The organism is Desulfosporosinus shakirovi, from assembly GCF_020595055.1.
GTDB lineage: Bacteria > Bacillota > Desulfitobacteriia > Desulfitobacteriales > Desulfitobacteriaceae > Desulfosporosinus > Desulfosporosinus shakirovi.
The window spans coordinates 1-18296 of record NZ_JAJDOO010000009.1 but is presented as its reverse complement, the minus strand read 5'-3'; the positions used below and the strand labels follow the sequence as shown (position 1 = coordinate 18296).

16 protein-coding genes are annotated in these 18296 nt (G+C 38.3%); 14 read left to right on the top strand and 2 right to left on the bottom strand.

Annotation, left to right across the window (positions count from 1 at the left end; all coding sequences use genetic code 11):
• Positions 1–60 precede the first annotated feature (60 nt).
• A complete protein-coding gene (locus LJE72_RS09790) occupies positions 61–234 on the bottom strand; it encodes a hypothetical protein (RefSeq protein WP_229247400.1) in 174 nt (57 codons plus the stop codon).
• Between the two features lie 343 nt (positions 235–577).
• Between LJE72_RS09790 and LJE72_RS09785 the strand changes: the two genes are divergently transcribed.
• From LJE72_RS09785 to LJE72_RS09775, 3 genes are all read left to right on the top strand, one after another.
• Positions 578–2113, top strand: coding sequence for an ATP-binding protein (locus tag LJE72_RS09785; RefSeq protein WP_229247399.1), 1536 nt, complete (start codon positions 578–580; stop codon positions 2111–2113).
• A 670-nt stretch (positions 2114–2783) separates the two neighbouring features.
• On the top strand, positions 2784–4241 hold the full coding sequence (locus tag LJE72_RS09780; protein ID WP_229247398.1) for an SLC13 family permease: 1458 nt from the start codon (positions 2784–2786) through the stop codon (positions 4239–4241).
• 111 nt (positions 4242–4352) lie between these two features.
• Positions 4353–4994 carry a hypothetical protein gene (locus tag LJE72_RS09775; protein ID WP_229247397.1) on the top strand — a complete coding sequence of 214 codons (642 nt, stop codon included), beginning with the start codon at positions 4353–4355 and terminating at the stop codon, positions 4992–4994.
• An 18-nt stretch (positions 4995–5012) separates the two neighbouring features.
• Here LJE72_RS09775 and LJE72_RS09770 read toward each other — a convergent pair whose 3' ends face one another.
• Complete coding sequence (locus tag LJE72_RS09770; protein ID WP_229247396.1) at positions 5013–5255, bottom strand: hypothetical protein; 243 nt, start codon at positions 5253–5255, stop codon at positions 5013–5015.
• Positions 5256–5596: 341 nt separating this feature from the next.
• On the opposite strand from LJE72_RS09770, the gene LJE72_RS09765 reads away from it, so the two are divergent.
• The 11 genes from LJE72_RS09765 (at position 5597) to LJE72_RS09715 (ending at position 18106) form a co-directional block, all read left to right on the top strand.
• Positions 5597–6067: a hypothetical protein gene (locus tag LJE72_RS09765; protein WP_229247395.1), complete on the top strand. Its 471-nt coding sequence runs from the start codon at positions 5597–5599 to the stop codon at positions 6065–6067.
• A 2-nt stretch (positions 6068–6069) separates the two neighbouring features.
• Positions 6070–6576 (top strand): universal stress protein, encoded by a 507-nt coding sequence (locus tag LJE72_RS09760; RefSeq protein ID WP_229247394.1) that lies wholly within the window; start codon positions 6070–6072, stop codon positions 6574–6576.
• A 1135-nt stretch (positions 6577–7711) separates the two neighbouring features.
• A complete protein-coding gene (locus tag LJE72_RS09755) occupies positions 7712–9013 on the top strand; it encodes a sulfite exporter TauE/SafE family protein (RefSeq protein ID WP_229247393.1) in 1302 nt (433 codons plus the stop codon).
• Positions 9010–9723 (top strand): hypothetical protein, encoded by a 714-nt coding sequence (locus LJE72_RS09750; RefSeq protein WP_229247392.1) that lies wholly within the window; start codon positions 9010–9012, stop codon positions 9721–9723. The genes LJE72_RS09755 and LJE72_RS09750 overlap by 4 nt, the downstream gene beginning before the upstream one ends.
• 217 nt (positions 9724–9940) lie before the next feature.
• Positions 9941–10540 (top strand): hypothetical protein, encoded by a 600-nt coding sequence (locus tag LJE72_RS09745; RefSeq protein WP_229247391.1) that lies wholly within the window; start codon positions 9941–9943, stop codon positions 10538–10540.
• 52 nt (positions 10541–10592) lie between these two features.
• The gene (locus LJE72_RS09740; RefSeq protein WP_229247390.1) at positions 10593–11165 is read left to right on the top strand and encodes a universal stress protein; all 573 of its coding nucleotides are present in this window, start codon (positions 10593–10595) and stop codon (positions 11163–11165) included.
• 186 nt (positions 11166–11351) lie between these two features.
• Positions 11352–11900, top strand: a complete 549-nt coding sequence (locus LJE72_RS09735) for a universal stress protein (protein ID WP_229247389.1) — start codon at positions 11352–11354, stop codon at positions 11898–11900.
• A gap of 382 nt (positions 11901–12282) precedes the next feature.
• Positions 12283–13713, top strand: a complete 1431-nt coding sequence (locus LJE72_RS09730) for a TerD family protein (protein ID WP_229247388.1) — start codon at positions 12283–12285, stop codon at positions 13711–13713.
• Positions 13714–14016: 303 nt separating this feature from the next.
• Positions 14017–14358: an arsenate reductase family protein gene (locus LJE72_RS09725; RefSeq protein ID WP_229247387.1), complete on the top strand. Its 342-nt coding sequence runs from the start codon at positions 14017–14019 to the stop codon at positions 14356–14358.
• Positions 14359–14420: 62 nt separating this feature from the next.
• On the top strand, positions 14421–16850 hold the full coding sequence (locus LJE72_RS09720; protein WP_229247529.1) for a YceG family protein: 2430 nt from the start codon (positions 14421–14423) through the stop codon (positions 16848–16850).
• A 131-nt stretch (positions 16851–16981) separates the two neighbouring features.
• On the top strand, positions 16982–18106 hold the full coding sequence (locus LJE72_RS09715) for a toxic anion resistance protein (RefSeq protein ID WP_229247386.1): 1125 nt from the start codon (positions 16982–16984) through the stop codon (positions 18104–18106).
• The last annotated feature ends 190 nt before the right edge of the window (positions 18107–18296 follow it).

Genomic DNA, 18296 nt, shown 5'->3' with positions numbered 1-18296 from the left:
GACTCAATAATTCCATATGTTATGCTTTGATTATGTGGGGAAGAGGTTGTCTTTAATAAGCTAATTTCTAACGCATAGTTGATCTGTTGTTGCCTGCTCTTGAATCTTATCTTGATTTAGAGAGCGGAATTTCCGCATCACTTCCACAATAAGCTTGCTCGTTTCAATCTCATTATGAATATTGCAAGTATCGAACAAGTCTTGAACCCACACTGTGAATTGATTTGTAGTCATGAGAATTACCTCCTAAAAAGAAATGTATTAAAAAGCACCGCTAATTGGTCGGTATATCAGCACAAATACAATACATATTTACCTTTCATTTCATTTTTCTGAGTGCGACGACTTAGTAATTACTCATGCAATTATGGTGCCAGCCATTTTACTCGTTTTCCGGATGAGTTTTGTATGTTTTCAGACATGTGAATTTACAGTATTGCAAACACTTAGAGTTTCAATGCACTTAAAGAACTTTTAATGCTTCTTATCCTGTTCTTTATCACCTAGCATTCTCATTTTGTTTGTTTTTAAACAGTCGCAAGTGAATTGTCTGAATTCAGGCTAAGGGGGCGTTTGCTTGTTAAGACTAAAAAATAAATCCTTCGCTTCTCAAATAATGTTCACTGTTTCGGCCATTTTGCTGATCCCCATACTGGTGATGACGTATGATATCTTTTTTTCTGGGGCCAAAGATGAAATGCTATTAAAAACCAAGGAAGAGCGATTAGGGACTATGGTTAATGCCACCGTTCAGAGTTTAACTGAAGTTTTGGACCGTTCGAATCTTGAGTACGATTCCCCTCTCTCTAAAAAGAATATAAATATAATCGCCAATGCCTTTGAAATAATTGCCAAACCATTGTCAGACGGGAATCCGGGAGTACGCTTGGGTTTGTACATTCCAGAAACTAATGATCTGTTCGTCTATGGTTTTCTCCATCAATATCGGCCTCAAACCCCTGAGGAAATAAAGGCACGAGAGTATCGAATTTTAGATGAAGCTTCCTCAGGGCTAGTAGCTGTTAATGCGACGAAAGAACCGCTTTCCCGTATCGCAGGTTCTCAAGGGAATCAAGCCTTTGAATATTTAATGCCAGTGATGCAACAAGGAAAACTGATTGCTATAGCCTGGGCAGACGAGCAGGTTCATCCGGTTTTTGCCCAGAGCAGACAATTCAGTCTGATCACCCGATACATGACGCTTTTGGGACTGATATTTGGCCTGGGAACGGCTCTTTATGTTATTCACAACTTGGCCGCTGAGGTGCAAGTGATTAAAAATGGAATCTTGAGTATGCAGGAAGACAGTGAAAAAAGACTGCCTGCGATGCCTGGGGAAATCGGGGAAGTTGTCCAAGCCATTAATAACATGGCTGATAACTTAAAGGAAAAGAAACGACTAGAAGAAGAATTGAGGCGGTCGGAAAGACTGGTAGCATTGGGCCGACTTGTTACAGGAGTAGCACATGAGTTGAGAAATCCCTTGGCGATTGTTAAAGCCACTGTCCAAGTTATGGAGGGAGAGTTCAAAAAGCAACAAGGGTTGAGGGAATATACGAAGGTGATTTGTGATCAAGTTGATCGAGGAAATCTCGTTATTAAAGAATTGCTGGACTTTGGTCGTCCTTGTAAACCTATCGTTAGTCCAACCGAGTTGAACCGTTTACTGGAATCAGTTCTTATCTTTACCTACCCCATGCTAAGACAAAATAAAATTGAGTTAGAGAAAAATTTTGAACCAAACCTTCCTTTAGTAAACATCGATATGGATAGGATGAAACAGGTTTTTGTCAATTTAATTATTAATGCTATTCAAGCAATGGAGGGCGGAGGTAAACTGATCATCGAATCGATCGTCAAGGAAGAGACCATTGAGGTGAATTTTGCCGATTCGGGTACTGGGATTGAGCCTAATGATCTTTCACGTGTTTTTGATCCGTTTTACACGACTAGGGATGATGGGACTGGGTTAGGACTGTCCATCAGTTATCAAATTATTCACATGCACAGGGGGAGAATTTGGGTTTCTGAAACTTCCCCTAAAGGAACTACTATGGCTGTGAGTATACCGAAATCGAACCGGTTTACTATAAAAGATGATTTGAGCAATTAGACATGGGATTGAAGATTGCAACCTATTGTTTATAAAAAAACTCCTGGGAGAAAAAATTTCTCCTAGGAGTTTTTTTGATAATAGACCTGATTAATTATGAACGATTTGGACGGGGATATTCACAGCACATATTAATTGAGATAGAAAAGATTTGGAAGGAGACACTTAACTTGTAGCCCCTTATTAGTTTGAAAAAGAGGCTATGGAACTTAGATATTAATAAGTTCAGATAATTCCACTGGAATATCTGACGAAGTGCCGATTTGGCAATAGGGTAAAACGATTAAGGGCATTTTGATTTGCTATAGACGCAATACTATCACAATGATACTCTTTACTTGTGAGTATAGTCACATAAAAGAAGGGAGGATGGATCATAATCATAAGGCTGCTAAAGAAATTTCTAACCTTTTGAGGATGTATAGGCCTTTAGTGATTGGGAGGGATGAATGAACAAAACAAGGTATGAAAGTCTAATAGCTAATAGCTAAAAGTGTTTTAGAAAATAAAAAAAGCAGCCTCAAAGGCCGCTAAGAAATTTAATCGTAGGATCATTATAACACAAAATCCGGATAATGTGAGAATCGTTTATAAATTTTTGTAGGTGGTTGTTAATGAACGCAGGTATGAATAAATAAGCACCTTAAAAAATGAAAGAGGGTGTAGGTTAATGAACAGTAATAATGCAAAACGAATCTTCTTTATTTTGCTAGGAATAGGAGTTTTTTTAGCCTTTTTTTATGCTCCTCAGTTTGGACCGGCGGTAGATCCTTCAGGAAAATCCTTTGAACTAAGTCAACAAGGGAAAGCGGCAATTGGTCTATTTTTCTTAGCCAGTATTTGGTGGGTGTTCGAGGTAACTCCTATTGGTGTTACCAGTCTCATGATAGGAGTCGCTCAAGCCTTATTCCTAATCCGTCCGGCGAAGGAAGCTTTCCGGGATTTTATGGATCCCACGGTAATGTTTATTCTGGGATCACTGCTCATAGGGCTAGCGTTTACTAAGTCAGGGATTACTAAAAGAATAGCCTATAAGATGCTTGATGTGGTGGGCGAAGATACAAGAAAGATATTATTAGGGGTATTTATTGTAACTGCATTATTAACCCATATTATGGCTCATACAGCCGTAGCAGCCACAATGTTTCCGATTTTAGTAACTATTTTAGCCCTATATAATGGTGACAACTCTGATGGTAAACCCACGAAGTTTGGTAAGGCTTTGTTCATTGGAATGGCCTACACTGCTGGTGCAGGAAGCATTTGTACTCTTTTGGGCGGTGCCCGTAATCCCGCTGCTGTGGGATTCTATACAGAGTTTACAGGTAAAGAAGTTTCTTTTGTTGACTTTTCCATCCATTTGGCTCCCTTTGGTTGGGCTAGTGTATTTCTCATTTGGGCATTATTAATGATCATTTACAAACCGGAAAAAACCAAGATTCCCGGCCTGCGCGATAAGGCCAGATCAGAGTATGAAAAACTTGGCCCAATTAACAGCAAGGAAATATTTGTTAGTGTTGTTGTCGCTTCAGCTCTTGTCATGCTCGTTTTGCAAGCAGTTATCCCGGCTTTAAAGACCATGGACCGTTCTGTTCCATTGCTGCTCGCCGGAATACTGTTCTTCCTCTCTAATGTCTTGACAGTAGACGATTTAGAGAAGAAAATTCCTTGGAATATTGTGTTGCTGTTTTCGGGGGCCATGAGCATTGGTTTCTGCTTATGGCAAACAGGTGCTGCTCAGTGGATCGCTATTAAGTGGTTAGCTATGATAGCAGGTGCACACTGGTTAGTGTTCTTATTAGCAGTTTGCTTCCTGGTGTTAATTATGACGAACTTCATTATGAATGTTGCAGCCATAGCCATTACACTTCCGGTTGCCCTCGTAATGGCACAGTATTTGGGGGTAAACCCAGAGCTTGTTATGTACGGTGCAGTTGCAATGGCCGGAATGCCCTTTTTGCTATTAATTGGTGCGGCCCCTAACGCTATGGCTTATGAATCTAAGCAGTTTACTACGGGGGAATTTTTCGTAAGCGGTATCCCTGCCAGTGCAGTTATCATGGGCCTATTAGTGATAATGACCTTTACCTACTGGCCTATAGTTGGAATGCCAGCAATTTTAAAGTAGTAAATCTAAAAATGGATATGCCGGGATCATTGATCTTGGCATATCCACTAACATGAGCAATTACTGTTATGTTCTTAAAAACGCTTTTGAGCGGCTCAAATGTAAACAAAAATGAGAAAGGAGAGATTCGTTGTCGGCTTAGCAAGAGATAAATATATACCTTTAGTCGAAAGGGATTCAGGAGATATAAACTATCCAATCTGGCTTGTAATTAATCCAAAATACCCTGCTGTTGTGAATGACATTTGGAGGCATGTCTTAGATGAAATCCAGGACAAAGTTTTCAGGGAAATACACTCTAGAATTGACACTAGTAATATTTATATTAGGAGTGCAGTCAGTGATTGCGGAATAGTTCCTAATTCTTTAAATTGGTGGGGTAATGAGGTCGCATCGGAAATAAAGTTGTTAAGGAAGATTATTCTTGAATACAATCCAAAAATATTGATTTCCTTTGGTGGGTTTCCATTTGAATTTTTGAGACGAGTCTTTGAGGTTAAACCTCAAAAAGGACCTAAGTATTGGGGCTCTTCAATTTTACGGGGTGAATTTGATAAATCAATTAAAAATTTCGATTTGAACCATACCAATATTATTCCCTTGCTTCGTCGAGTGGTTCCTAATGAAAAGTCCGTAGATGCACCTGTTTATTTCAATCGTTATGACTCTGAGCAATACTTTCATTATGCAGGAGCTAAGATATCAGAAAAAATTATTCAGAACAAGAATAGTTTAAAGATATGGATAAAATAAGGATATCCCGTAATTTCATTAAAAGTACTGCCCCAGAAAAGTGCCTGCTTGTTTCAACTGGTAAGGATCTCCGCCGTCGTTCAAAAATTGCTCATAGTGATAAACCCAATTGTCGATTTCTGGAATAACAGCTTTCCATGAATTATCGCCTAAAATTCTATAATACCAATACATCATCTGAGAATTCGCTAACTTTGATGAGTTGCAGTACTTTTTTTCAAATTCTAAAAGGAATTCTAAAGATTCGCTTGCGTTTTTCATGCATCTTTTCCCCCTATCCAAGATGTCTAGTTGGGCCCAGTTTCCCCGATTTTGAAGAGATTATTACGGATTCGAATTATTGATATCACATTAATTAATTATGGGCATTTTATTTTGCTATATACGTGATTTGAATCTAATGGTAATCTTTGATTGTAAGTATTTATGACAAGATTTTGAAGGAGGAAAGAATTCAAACTTGTACAGTCTCATAGCAAAGTTAAACCTATTAATATTATATTTTAAAAATACTATAAAAAGCTGCCTACAAAGGTTGCTAAGAAATTTAATCGGTTTCATGACAGTTAACAGTTCACTCCATGTTGAAGGAGGGGTTAATTATGGGAGAGGAATCTCTTGATTATGGGGTAAGGTTTACTAGAGGAAAGTTTTTAAATGTTGTCCCAGTGTATCAATCTAAGGATGATAGAAATTTTAAGTTTGAACTCTATAATAATCGAGTCAGGGCTAAACGACCTGTAGCAACTCTTGTTACAAGTGTAGGTACAATAATACGAGAAGGTATGTTTAAACGATCATTTCATGCTACTTTGGAGATCAGACCGGATGTACCATTTAGCCAAGAGGAATTAAGTGATTTACCATCTGACATTGCCATGCTGATGTTTCGGGAGTTAGGAGGTAACCCTTCAGAAGAAGAGTTTATCATTAAGGTAACTTGCCCTATTCGAAATGATTCAGACGAAGAGAAAGATAAAGTGATTTCAGAATTGTGGATGAGTGGAGTAATTGATTGTAATCAGTATAATATTTTTTCTAACAATGCTTTAGCGATGTCTTCAGGGTATTAGAGATGAATGAATCTAAGTTTAAGGTGCTTCTTTATTTGGATGAGTCTCAGTTTGCTTTTTTTGGAGTCATATATTCAGCCATTCTAATGGTGAATATGCCGAATATGCATTTAACCATTGTGAAGCTGAAAGAAAGCAATAACGGCTCAATGGAAAGTGAAAATAACTGGCTAAATTCTGGGCCGGTCTATCCAAACTTGGACTGGATGCAGGATGTTATGGATATATTTAAAATCAGAGCAGTGGATGTTCATCACCAGGTAATCTATTGTAATCCGAATATTCCTGATACGGTAGAAGCACTTATCGAGTATGCAAGAAAGAAGTCAATTGAGCTAATAGTCATGGGTACAGGAGAACTTAGAACTATAAGAAGTTTGATTTTTGGAAGTTTAGCGAGTTCATTACAAGACAGGTCTCCAATACCAGTATTGATGGTGAAGAGTCTTCCTCAAGATCTTCTTGATATTTACAGATCAACACCAATTCTGAAGATTGCGCAGAAATGAAATAATACAGAAATTTGAGCTTTACAGAAGTGTGGCAGTGCTGCACTTCTGTTTTTGCGTAAGAAGAATTATGTAACGAATTAATAAAGGACATAATTCTCACTATAAGAAATCATATCACAAGTAAGTGACCTCATTCAGCTAAAACTGAACATCGAGACTTCGGCGATGTAAGTCTTCAGTACGATAGTCTCTGGTGGAGATTATCGTCGATAGCGCACTGCCCGTAACGAATACATCGCGCCCTAGGATGGAGACTATCGTCAGCGAAGTAATAAGGAACACCACAAGAAGTGGGTGTTTCAGAATTGATAAAGAGAAGGTAATGAACGAAACTACTTGATTTGGTTAATTATCTTTGAAATTTGTATAAGGTTTATATTGGGGATTTTTATTATAATGGATTGTTTTCTGTATTTAATAAACCAGTGTATGAAATATTCTGCTTTATCAATAGTCGGACTTCTAATTCTATTATGTAAAAAGTCATTGGGATATTAACTATGTGCCTGACGTGGCGTATTTTGTTATGCTTTAGACATTAAGGTCTAACTCACTGGAAGAACTTTGATAGGGGGAAGGCATAAAAACTCATAAGGAAATAGTATTAATTTTTCTATTATCAAAATCTCAATTAAATAGTAATTGAGATCGTCAAATAGTAACTGAGCTTGTCTGAATTATAGAAAGAGCTCGATTCCCAACATCTTTAGAAGTATCAAGCAGTCTGGATATAAGAATGACTGATTATAGGGATATGGATACGCTATAGACACCTTTCGGACGCAGTGCTACTCTTTACTTGTGAAAGCAATCTAAAAGAAAGGAGAGGTTAGTAAACAGCTTTTAGATTTGGGATTATCAATATAATTGAAGAGGATCGGATAACATTGTCTTCATTTCGCAGCGGGTAATACTAGGTATTGTTCCGAAAATAGAAAATGGCAAGTGACTATCGGTCAGTCCTGCTACGAAGTAAAGCGGTACCTTTTCAAGAAAAAAAGCAGCCAATAAAAGGCCGCAAAAGAAAATTTCTCATTAATCATTATATCACAAATTTCGAAAAAGTGAGGGTGAATAATCACGGTATTCTAGCTCCGATCGAAAGTGAAGATCTATGGAGGAGGAAACGACTATGAAAAATTTATACAACTCATTTATGTACGCAGCCAGGGCTCATGCCCAGTGGGAAATTGAGACTTCATTTAACATTGTAAAAAACCGGAAGAAGCTACTGATATTGTTCGTAATGGCTCTGCCCTTACTCATTCCGGCGATGGCTCATGCGGCAGCAACACTGCCTGCCTTTATCGGAGGGAAAGCAGCTTTCGGTCCCTCCTACTTTTCACCTGCTACGTTTTATGGCTCCATAGCCGTGGGCGTTATAGCAGGACTTATTACCGGGTGCATAGGAGCAGGTGGCGGCTTTGTTATTACTCCGGCACTGATGAGTTTGGGTGTAAAGGGGATATTGGCCGTAGGGACTGATATGTTTCACATCTTTGCGAAGGCTATCATGGGAACAACCCTGCATAAGAAGATGGGTAATGTTCACGCTGGTCTAGCAATCGCCTTTCTGATTGGTTCTGGTTTAGGGGTCACAGGCGGAGGTAAGATAAATCGTGCATTATATAATTTCAACCCTATAATGAGCGACTTTGTAATAAGTTCTATCTACGTGGTTCTATTAGGATTCCTAGGGATCTTTGCGATGAGCGAGTATCTGAGTATGAGAAAAAATGCACCTAAAGACGGCGGAGATGCACATGGCGGCCCAGAAAAGATGACGGCCCTTGGAGCAAAGCTCCAAGCCATTAACCTAGCTCCCATGATTAAGTTTGATGATCACGTAGTCCCAGGCGGGCGAAGGATTTCTGGCTTCTTTGTAGCAGCATGCGGAGCTGTGACTGGCCTTTTAGCTTCGATACTGGGTGTTGGCGGCGGTTTTGTAACCTTTCCAATGTTTGTATACGGACTGGGTATCTCCACCGCAACCACTGTAGGGACAGATATATTTCAAATAATTTTCACAGCTGGTTATGGCTCTATTGCACAGTACGCTATCTATGGATATGTATTCTATACCTTAGCAATGGGAATGCTGCTGGGTTCCTTATTCGGCATCCAGATCGGGGCTATTACTACTAAAGTAGTCCCTGGGACACAGATCAAGGCCTTCTATGCATTAGCTATATTGGCGGGCTTTGTCAACAGACTTTTCGCACTGCCGGAAAAATTAACCCAGATGGGGTATATCACTCTGTCTGCCGCCTCGGGTGCTTTAATTACCAAGATTGGAGTATGGTTATTCTTCGGCCTAGTTTCGATCTTTGCTTTCTGGATTATTAGCACATTTATCAGAAATATTCCCAAACTTCGGGCTGAGGCTGCTGAAGAGTATGATACTAACGTCACCCAAGGAGGTGTTTCTCAATGAGTATAGTTCGAAACAAAAAGACTTTTGTGATCGGTGTTTCAATGCTTCTAACTTTTGTACTATGTTATGTAGGAATGATGTCTCCAAACTTTGGTAACGGCAGGAATGGACTGCAATACGCGGATGATATGTTTAACTCCTTGTCTAAGGGTTCAGCCTATTTTATCGATGAGTCTCAAAAAGTTGCTGATGGTCATATCGGAAAAAACATCAACCTGACAATTAAAGCTTCATCGCCTGAAGATGCTGTAAAATGGGGTAAGTTGTACACTGCTGCAGGTGCCGATGTGACAATTAAGGATTCTTCGCTGACCATCAATGGGGATTATGGTAAAATTCTGGGGGCCGTGGTGGCTGACAGCGATTTCATGTATCACAATGATAGTCAACCATTGGGAAAAAAATATGGATACGACGGTCGCGAAGCAACCTATAACTGGAACAACTCTCTGAAGAAAATTGACGCAGCCCTAAAAGCCAAATCACAATTTCAAGAAGAATTTGACTTGGTTAAAGTGCAGCAAAAGGCCCTTGAACCTGCCTACAACTATTACGGAGTCGAAATTAAGAAGGTTAGTGAGAATAAATTCAGTCTCGCCTTTTTGCTCAGTTTCTACCTTATATATACCGTGTGGTATGGCTTTGGCCTCTATTATCTCTTTGATGGTCTTGGAATTGTCGTAGCTAAAGCGAAGAAGAAAACTGCATAGAATCAAGCGCATTACCAGGATGAATTGTCGTTCTACGGCGATTATTAGACCCGATATTTTAAACTCAATAATACAATGAGACTTAACCTTTTGCTGCAATTAGTGGCACAATTAGAGACTTGTTAGTTGCAGCAAAAGGTTTTACTTTTCTAGTATAAAGGCATTTCATATCCCGTTGTTTTTGATAGCCTTACTCTGTTGATGAGGGGATTGAGAAATGATGAAGAGAGATTCGGGGGAAAGAAGTTATCCCATTTGGGTATTAATTAATCCCAAACACCCTATAAGCCACGACAATTGGACACCTGTATTAGATGAAATTCAGGACAAAGTTTATAGAGAAATGAATACAAGAATTGAAACTGCGAATATTTATTTCAGAAATGCTGTTTGCGACAGCAGAATAGTTCCGAATACCCTAAATTGGTGGGGACCTGAAGTAGATAAAGAAATTGAGTTATTCAGGGATATTGCCTTTGAATATAAACCAAAAATCCTAATTTCTTTAGGTGCTTTTGCCTATGAATTCTTGAGGCGTGTCTATGAGATCAAGCCTGAAAAGGGGCCTAAGGCTTGGAGTACCGCTAACCTAGGAGAAGAATTTGAAAGATCCATTGAGAACTTTGACATTAAGAAAACTAATATAATTCCCTTACTTCACCGAGTTGGAGCAAGTGCTAACTTTATTGACACTTACAATTATTTCTGCAGGAAAGACGGCGAAAATTACTATCATTATGTTGGTATAAAATTGGCTGAAAAGATTATTGAGAACAAGGATCGACTAAATATTTGGATTAATAATGTCAGTTTCTAGTAATGCCACCTGCATGATGCCATGTGCCATCTTTAGTGAGGAGGTGACTGATTTGAATCATCCAAAGTTTAATGTGCTCCTCTATTTTGATGACTCACAGCAATCTTTTTACGCGGTCGTTCATACGGCAACACTTTTGAGAAATATGCCCAATATGCATTTGACCGTTGTCCAGGCACGAGAAGGGTGTGAAGATTCAAAGATTACGGAATATAGTTGGATCGATACAAAGGATCTAGTAACATGGGCCCTGGCAAGAGGTAATGTTAAAGGGACTGAATATCAATGGCCAATAAGCTCAACCTCTGATTGGATAAATCGTATTTTTGGAAGATCCGGTTCTTCGATTCAAAACAAATATAATGAGATTCTTTCCAAAACTAACGAAGTGTTTACGGAAAGAGCCGAGGATGTCAGTTATGTTGTGATATATTGCAATCCGGGTATTTCAGATACCTTAGAGGCACTTTATGATTATGCAGCAAAAAACTCTTATAATTTGATTATTATGGGTACACGGGGACTTAACACTTTGAAGGTTTTGCTTTTCGGGTGTTTAGTTAATAGTTCCCCTATACCTATGATGTTAGTTAATAAGCTTCCCCAGAGCTATATGAAGTACTAGCAGTTGTCTGCAATCACTAAGTATAAAGCAGAATTAAAAAACACATGTCCAATGGAAATCCAAAGGCGTGTGTTTTTTAGGTCTGTCCTTTGATTTGTAAACAAGCATTTATCATTAATTTGCTATTATATCATATATTAAATTATGATATAATAGAGCTTAAATCGTTTTAAAGGTGGAATTGTCATGATTGACTCGAAATCTCTTAAGGTACTTCTTTACGCGGATGGTTCACCGCATTCTTTTTCGGCAACTGTATACGCTGCCAGTTTATTTTCTAGTTTATCCAATATGCAATTAACAATATTGCATATACATGAAAGTGTTCAAGGGTCTATTGAAGGAGATTACAATTTGTTGGAAACTTGGTCTTCTAACCCTAACACAGATTGGGTAGAACACTTAATAGATGAAAATTCAGATCAGGCAAGGGAGTACTCTGAAATTCTTGCAACAACCAATAATATTTTTTCTAAACAAGGTCAAAATGTCAATCGTCAGGTTATTTATTCAAATTACAATATACCAGATATCAGTGAGGCAATTCTCAGTTACGCAACAAAAAAGAACTTCGAGTTAATAATAATGGGAACGCGAGGACTTAATAGTTTAAAGGGTCTGATTTACGGAAGTCTGGCTCACAGTGTGCTTAACAAGTCAGATATACCGGTCTTATTAATTAAGAAACTCCCTCAAGAATTTATTGATAATTATCGCTCTATCGATGATAAGTAACGAATGTTGCTAATCTTAAAAAATATATAGTTTAATAGTAGTATCAGATAACTTATATATGATTTGTCAATAATCCCAGTAGAGATAGCTTATCTCTACTGGGATTATTTGATTACGCCATGACATTTCCGAGAAGTTCAAGAGACCACTCTTAATACATGTCCGTTAATATTTCATGATAAAATACACATCCGAAAAATATAAGAGAATAATATGACGGTTTATTCAGGCACAGAGGGGCTTTGCGTCGAAGTTTGCTTGTGCTTGGCTTAATATGGTAAAATGCATTTATTCGAAGGGTTTATTTAATGGCGACTCTACAGACAGAGATTTATTATGCAAGTTCAGGCACTACTGGTATGAATAGAAAGGTGGAAAAGCAATGGCAGTGAGACTCAGCAAGGGGCAAAAAGTAGACCTTACAAAAAGCAATCCGAACTTAAAGGAAATAATTGTCGGGCTAGGTTGGGCTTCAAATCCGTCAGCTAGCAGTTATAGTTTTGATTTAGATGCATCGGCTTTTTTGATTGGATCTAATGGTAAGGTAAAGGATGAAAGTGACTTTGTCTTCTATAATAATCCCTTTGGCGGCCAAGGTTCCGTAAATCACAGCGGGGATAATAAGAAGGGTTCAGGGGAGGGGGATGACGAGCAGATACGCATCAATCTGTCAGGAGTGCCTGCGTATATCGAGAGAATTTCTTTTACTATTACTATTAATGACGCGCAAATGAAACGGCAAAGTTTTGGAGATATCAAGAATGCTTATGTAAGGATTCTAAATGCCAGTACGAACGAATTATTGCTCAAATATGAACTTGGCGAGGAATTCTCCGTGGAAACGGCTATTGTTGCCGCTGAAATTTACCGCCATGCCGGGGAGTGGAAATTCAATGCTATTGGAAGTGGATTTCAAGGGGGGTTAGCTGCTCTTTGCAATAATTTTGGGTTGGAGGTTGAAGAAGAACAAAAATCCTCTATAGGTGCTAATCCTTCAGTTAACTCTGGTTATGGAAATACTGGAAATGCTAACTTTGGAAATCAGGGAACAGGAAGCTCTGCTGTTCCTTACGGCAGTCCCCAAAACAACCAATATAATTCTCAGGGACAAAACAGTCCTCAATCATATGGCCAGAATAATTCACAATCCTACGTACAAGCTCAGAATGCCGGCCATCAAGGTGGAATGGTCTGTCCCCGTTGCCATTCGAATCAGGTAACTGCGGGAAAGAAAGGGTTTGGTCTTGGCAAGGCTGCAATTGGCGGTGTTTTGTTGGGGCCAGTAGGGTTGTTGGCTGGGTTTATTGGAAGCAAAAATGTGGAATTTGTCTGTTTAAGCTGCAAGGAACGCTGGAATTCGGGCAGTAATACAAATACCGCAGAGTGGTTGCAAAAGCAAACTGAAAATGCTAAAAGCATTGTGAACAAATATATGGGGAAAGATCTCACAGAAGCTTTGGTTGCCGGCAGCGCATTGGTTGCTATAGCGGACGGGGTGCTCGAACCTTCTGAAAGGGAAAAGCTTATTGATTATTTCCGTACTAGTCAGGAAATGCGTGGAATTAATATTAATGAAGTAGATTCTCGTTTTAATTACTATGTACAACGAATTCAGAGTGATCGTATGTTAGGTAAGGCTGAAGCCTTGAGAGCGATCGGGAAATTAGCGAGTAAACCTGAAGCGGCACGTTTGGTGGTCCGGTTGTGCTGTGCTATTGGTTTTGCTGATGGGGAATTTGCTCCAGTGGAAAAGAAAACGGTGGAAGAGATTTGCTACGAGGTTCACTTAGACCCTAGGGAGTTTATATTTTAATCAATTCCGAGACTCCCGCTTCGTCAAGTGGGTGTTACTTATTCTACTTCGGTGACGATAGTCTCCGGTGGAGAGTATCGCCGACGCCCTGGTCCCAATAGGGATAATAGCAAAAAAATGCCCCCGCTCTCCATAAGGGCCAGGGGCATTTTAATGCTATTTTATCCAGTAAAGCCTTATTTTCTCATATATAAAGGAATTAGATATATTACTGTAGAATAATCAGAGAGATGAAGTATACTTATAATGAATATTGCCATAATCTAATTAGAGAATTGAATTGAGGAGTTAGACGAACTGAGAATGAATATTCAAATATTTGGAGTCAAGAAATGTTTTGACACTAAGAAAGCTGAACGTTATTTTAAAGAGAGAAAGATAAACTATCAATTTGTTGATTTGACAATGAAAGGCTTGAGTAAAGGAGAATTACAAAGTGTCAAAACCGCTGTTGGATTAAAGAATTTGATTAATTTTAACGCTAAGGATTACAAAAGGTTAAATATGGATCACATTATTTCGGAGGCTGGCAGAGAGGAAATGATCTTGAATAATCCCAGTCTTTATAATACTCCTATCGTACGCAATGGAAAACAAGCGACAGTAGGTTATGTACCGAGTATTTGGGAGTCGTGGCAAGAATAAAGGAGTGAGAAGAAACGGAGACAAGTAAGGAAACTAGAACTGTCTTAAAACAATCCAATGATATTTTTAAAGATATACTGTCTCCTTTAACAGAAAGGGGTTCACAACCCTATGTTTATTTCTATCGTATTGTTGGATGTAATGACGAGAAAGAGTACCTCTCTGAGATAATTAGTTTAGATGAAGAACTAAAGTTAACGGGCAACTACATTTTGTTTGAAAAATCAATTCCTGTCAGTACTGATTCTAAGATAATCGACCGTGCGAGAAAGATATTTGAGCCAGTCCCGCTTAAGGATTTTAGCAATGGAGCACTTTTAAATCTGTTAGATTCAAAGGGCTATTTTTCATTAAGCTCAGATAGCCAAGTTAATCGAAAGATAAAAAATGCATTTGGCATAATTCTTAATCTTTATATAACAAATGAGAAAGTGATTAATTTAAGTATTGCTGTAAACTTTGGTACTAAAATCTTGCTCTGGTTTGGAGATTATGGTAAACAAATTCGCCAGAAATCACCCTTTAATCCTAAGGTAGTTTACTGGGGAAGTCCCAAAAAACATGAAATCTATTTCCTTATCCTAATGTCCCTTATAGGGTGTGATGTTCTTGTACTAAATACCTCTTTAAGAGATAAGTTCGATAATATAGATAAATACAATGAATTTTCCATGATTATTAAATATCCCAATGAACTTCCGATCGGAGCCTTTCCCGCACAAAACACTGTAGAACACGGGAAGATTGAGACTGCCCAGCCTAAATCGGAGAAGAAGAAAACTGAACAATCAACCCAACAAAACAAACTGGATAATAGCTTCTTGAGTGATCCGGCAGCAGTGGTAAAACTTAAGAGAACTGAGACGATTTTTGAGGAGATACTTGTTCCTTTAAGCAAACGAAGCGGCTATATTGGTAAACCATACCCCATACTTCCGGTATATTTTGTTCGTTATATTGGGGTGCCTGGCTCTTCAGATGATTGGGAGGCTGAATATTACAATAGTCTCTATAATTTGGATAGATCATTGCAGATGTCGGGCTGTTATCTTAAATTCATGGAAGGCATTGCTGCTCCGAGTGCAGAGGAAAGTGATATGATCCCCAATAGGCTTATAGGTTATCAGTTCCAAAATCGATTTGAGATTGTTGAAGAAATCCTTATGGCTAAGATGCTTCCTCAAACCGACGATGAGCTTTTGGATAATACAATCAGAAGTACCTTTGTTGAGATAGTAAATCTTTTTGCAGAGAAGAACAAAAATGTTAACATCTCTATAGTTTTAAATTTCTCGTTGAAAATAATGAGCTGGTTTAATCGATATCTTCCCCAACTATTTCCAAAGAGGAATCTAAACAAAAACTCTGGGATCGAGGCCTTTAATTATGAACATAACCCAAAAATCTTGTTCTATGGACATATCAAAGCTCATGAAATTTTTCTGCTAACCGCTTTTCACAGGTTAGGATGCGATGTGCTTTTTATGCATTCTGATGAAGATGGAGACAGGCCGTTTCAAATCTTTGATGAGGAGAATACGTTGACCCATCTTATTAGGAATAAGCATAATTTGCCATTGGACTCCTTTCCAAAAGGGGAGAGATTGATTCGCAAAAGCACAATTGCCTATAGTGCTTCTAAAGAGATTGAGGAAGTGATTTATAGTGAAGAGGTGGGGCTATTTAAACCGTGGCAGTTTGAAAATTACGTGACACAGCCTATTACCCTTAAAACCACCTATGACGAACTCAAAATACTTTGGAGAGAACCATCTAAACTTCGTCCGGAGTTTAAAATTCAGAATAAAAAAGTGTATGTACCTAATTTATTTGCAAAAATCAATGGAGTTAGCGAGGAGCTAAATGCTTATTGGCAAGACCTAAAAGAACTTTCCACAGCTCCTAATACCAGGCTCATGGAAAATGTTCCGTTTACGAAGATCAATTACACCAAACAAGAACTATATCACTCAAATTATTTATTGGACGAACAGGGTCTTTTGGATGAGCTCAAGGCAGTAAAGAGCAGTCATTACAAGTTTGGATATCTTAAAGCACCGCTACAGCATTTTCTAATTATGAAAATCAATGAATTATTTTGTTCAGAATTGTTTTTAACATCGGTAGATGAAAAATTTAAACTAAAAATAATCATGACAATTTTAACGTTGGATGATGAAATGCTCAAACTCATTGAAGTATTTGATTATCCTCAAGAAATACCTAAAATCATTATCTATGATAATAAAAAAGAATCTTTCACTGAAAACGATTCCATTCTGCTTGCCTATTTTAATCTTATCGGCCTTGATATTCTCATCTTTACCCCAACGAATTACAGGACTATTGAGCATTTCATTAAGCCGAGTCTTTTCGATCTGTATCAGCTTCCACAAGTAAAATATGACTTAGTACTTCCGGACTTAAACAACCTTCCGACGGCTCTCAGCCAGAAACCCGGGCTTTTATCTAGATTTTTTAAACTTCGGTGATCAATACTTTTGCTATATTATTAATAGGCAGGATTTTGGACAGACCATTGCTTAATTCAACAGCTTTGTACGAATCTTTCAGCCATTAGACTTAGCAAGATGACAGCAATTTAATTAAAGGGGGAGAGTAAATGGAGATTCAAGGTTTTACAACGAAACTAACTGAGGATAAAAGCTTAGTTCCGGCACTCATTCCAGAATTTGATCTTGAAAAGAAGAAAAACGAAGTTATGGCTAAAGTTATGGAAAGCCCGGAGGTTCGCAGTATTGTACGTCAAATTAAGATAGAAGATGTAAATTCTATCATGACGTTTGGTAAAAACACTGCAGAAGAGGTGTCCAGATTTTCAGATGCAATTCTTCATTCTATGCAGTCGACTAAAGTCGAAGACTCGGGGGAACTGTTAATTCAACTCAATAAGATCATGGAAAAGTTTGATATTAAGGATTTTGAGGACAAACCTCCCGGATTTTTAGAAAAAATATTTTCTAAAGCTAAGAATTCAGTGGATGCGCTCTTTAAGAAATACAACTCAATGGGTGACGAAGTTGATAAAGTTTTTGTCACTCTGAAAAAATACGAAGCGGAAATTGGCGTTGCTAACAAACAGTTAGAAGATATGTTCAACAAAAATAGTGATTATTACGAGCAATTAGGGCAATACATATACGCCGGTCAAGTCGTTCTAGCTGAGCTTAAGAATAATATTATCCCTACTGCCCAAGCCAAGGCTGATCAGACTGGGGAGAGGCTGGACCAAATTGCGGTTAATAACCTCGTGCAGGTGCAAGAGATTATGGAACAACGAATTTACGATCTGCAACTTGCGGAAAATGTGGCCGTCCAAAGTATGCCCACCATTAAGGCCATTGAATATGGTAATTATAACTTGGTACGCAAGATTAATTCTGCTTTTGTGATCACAATGCCAATCTTTAAGCAATGCTTGGTACAAGCTATCATGTTAAAACGCCAATCTGTTCAAGCAAAAGCGATGAGTGCCTTAGATGAGAAGACCAATGAACTTTTACTAAGAAATGCTGAAAATACCGCGTTGCAATCAAAGATGGTTGCTAAGCTGGCTACTGGAAGTTCTGTAAGCATTGAAACCCTTGAAAAATCTTGGCAGACCATCGTCAACGGTATCGAGGAAACAAAAGCGATCCAAGAAGAAATGAGACAAAAACGTCTGGATGGAACAAAAAGATTAGAGGTGTTAAAACAAGACTTTGTTAATCGCGGGATTGTAAGATAGCGAAGTCGCCTGAGGGCCTGATTAGGAATAAAAACGTGGTAATCACAATATTTATAAAATGGACCATGTGTCAAGGACAATTTAAAAAAGGCTAAAATAAGAATACCCTCATGTCAAATAATGATGTGAGGGTATGATAGTGTCAATAAATGTTCGCAAAAACCATCCGAATTCCTAAAGGCAGATCAGC

Coding starts and splice junctions, on each gene's coding strand:
- LJE72_RS09735 (WP_229247389.1), top strand. CDS start 11,352: ATGATTGACTCGAAATCTCTTAAGGTACTTCTTTACGCGGATGGTTCA.
- LJE72_RS09790 (WP_229247400.1), bottom strand. CDS start 234: ATGACTACAAATCAATTCACAGTGTGGGTTCAAGACTTGTTCGATACT.
- LJE72_RS09765 (WP_229247395.1), top strand. CDS start 5,597: ATGGGAGAGGAATCTCTTGATTATGGGGTAAGGTTTACTAGAGGAAAG.
- LJE72_RS09730 (WP_229247388.1), top strand. CDS start 12,283: ATGGCAGTGAGACTCAGCAAGGGGCAAAAAGTAGACCTTACAAAAAGC.
- LJE72_RS09725 (WP_229247387.1), top strand. CDS start 14,017: ATGAATATTCAAATATTTGGAGTCAAGAAATGTTTTGACACTAAGAAA.
- LJE72_RS09750 (WP_229247392.1), top strand. CDS start 9,010: ATGAGTATAGTTCGAAACAAAAAGACTTTTGTGATCGGTGTTTCAATG.
- LJE72_RS09745 (WP_229247391.1), top strand. CDS start 9,941: ATGATGAAGAGAGATTCGGGGGAAAGAAGTTATCCCATTTGGGTATTA.
- LJE72_RS09760 (WP_229247394.1), top strand. CDS start 6,070: ATGAATGAATCTAAGTTTAAGGTGCTTCTTTATTTGGATGAGTCTCAG.
- LJE72_RS09775 (WP_229247397.1), top strand. CDS start 4,353: ATGAGAAAGGAGAGATTCGTTGTCGGCTTAGCAAGAGATAAATATATA.
- LJE72_RS09780 (WP_229247398.1), top strand. CDS start 2,784: ATGAACAGTAATAATGCAAAACGAATCTTCTTTATTTTGCTAGGAATA.
- LJE72_RS09770 (WP_229247396.1), bottom strand. CDS start 5,255: ATGAAAAACGCAAGCGAATCTTTAGAATTCCTTTTAGAATTTGAAAAA.
- LJE72_RS09715 (WP_229247386.1), top strand. CDS start 16,982: ATGGAGATTCAAGGTTTTACAACGAAACTAACTGAGGATAAAAGCTTA.
- LJE72_RS09755 (WP_229247393.1), top strand. CDS start 7,712: ATGAAAAATTTATACAACTCATTTATGTACGCAGCCAGGGCTCATGCC.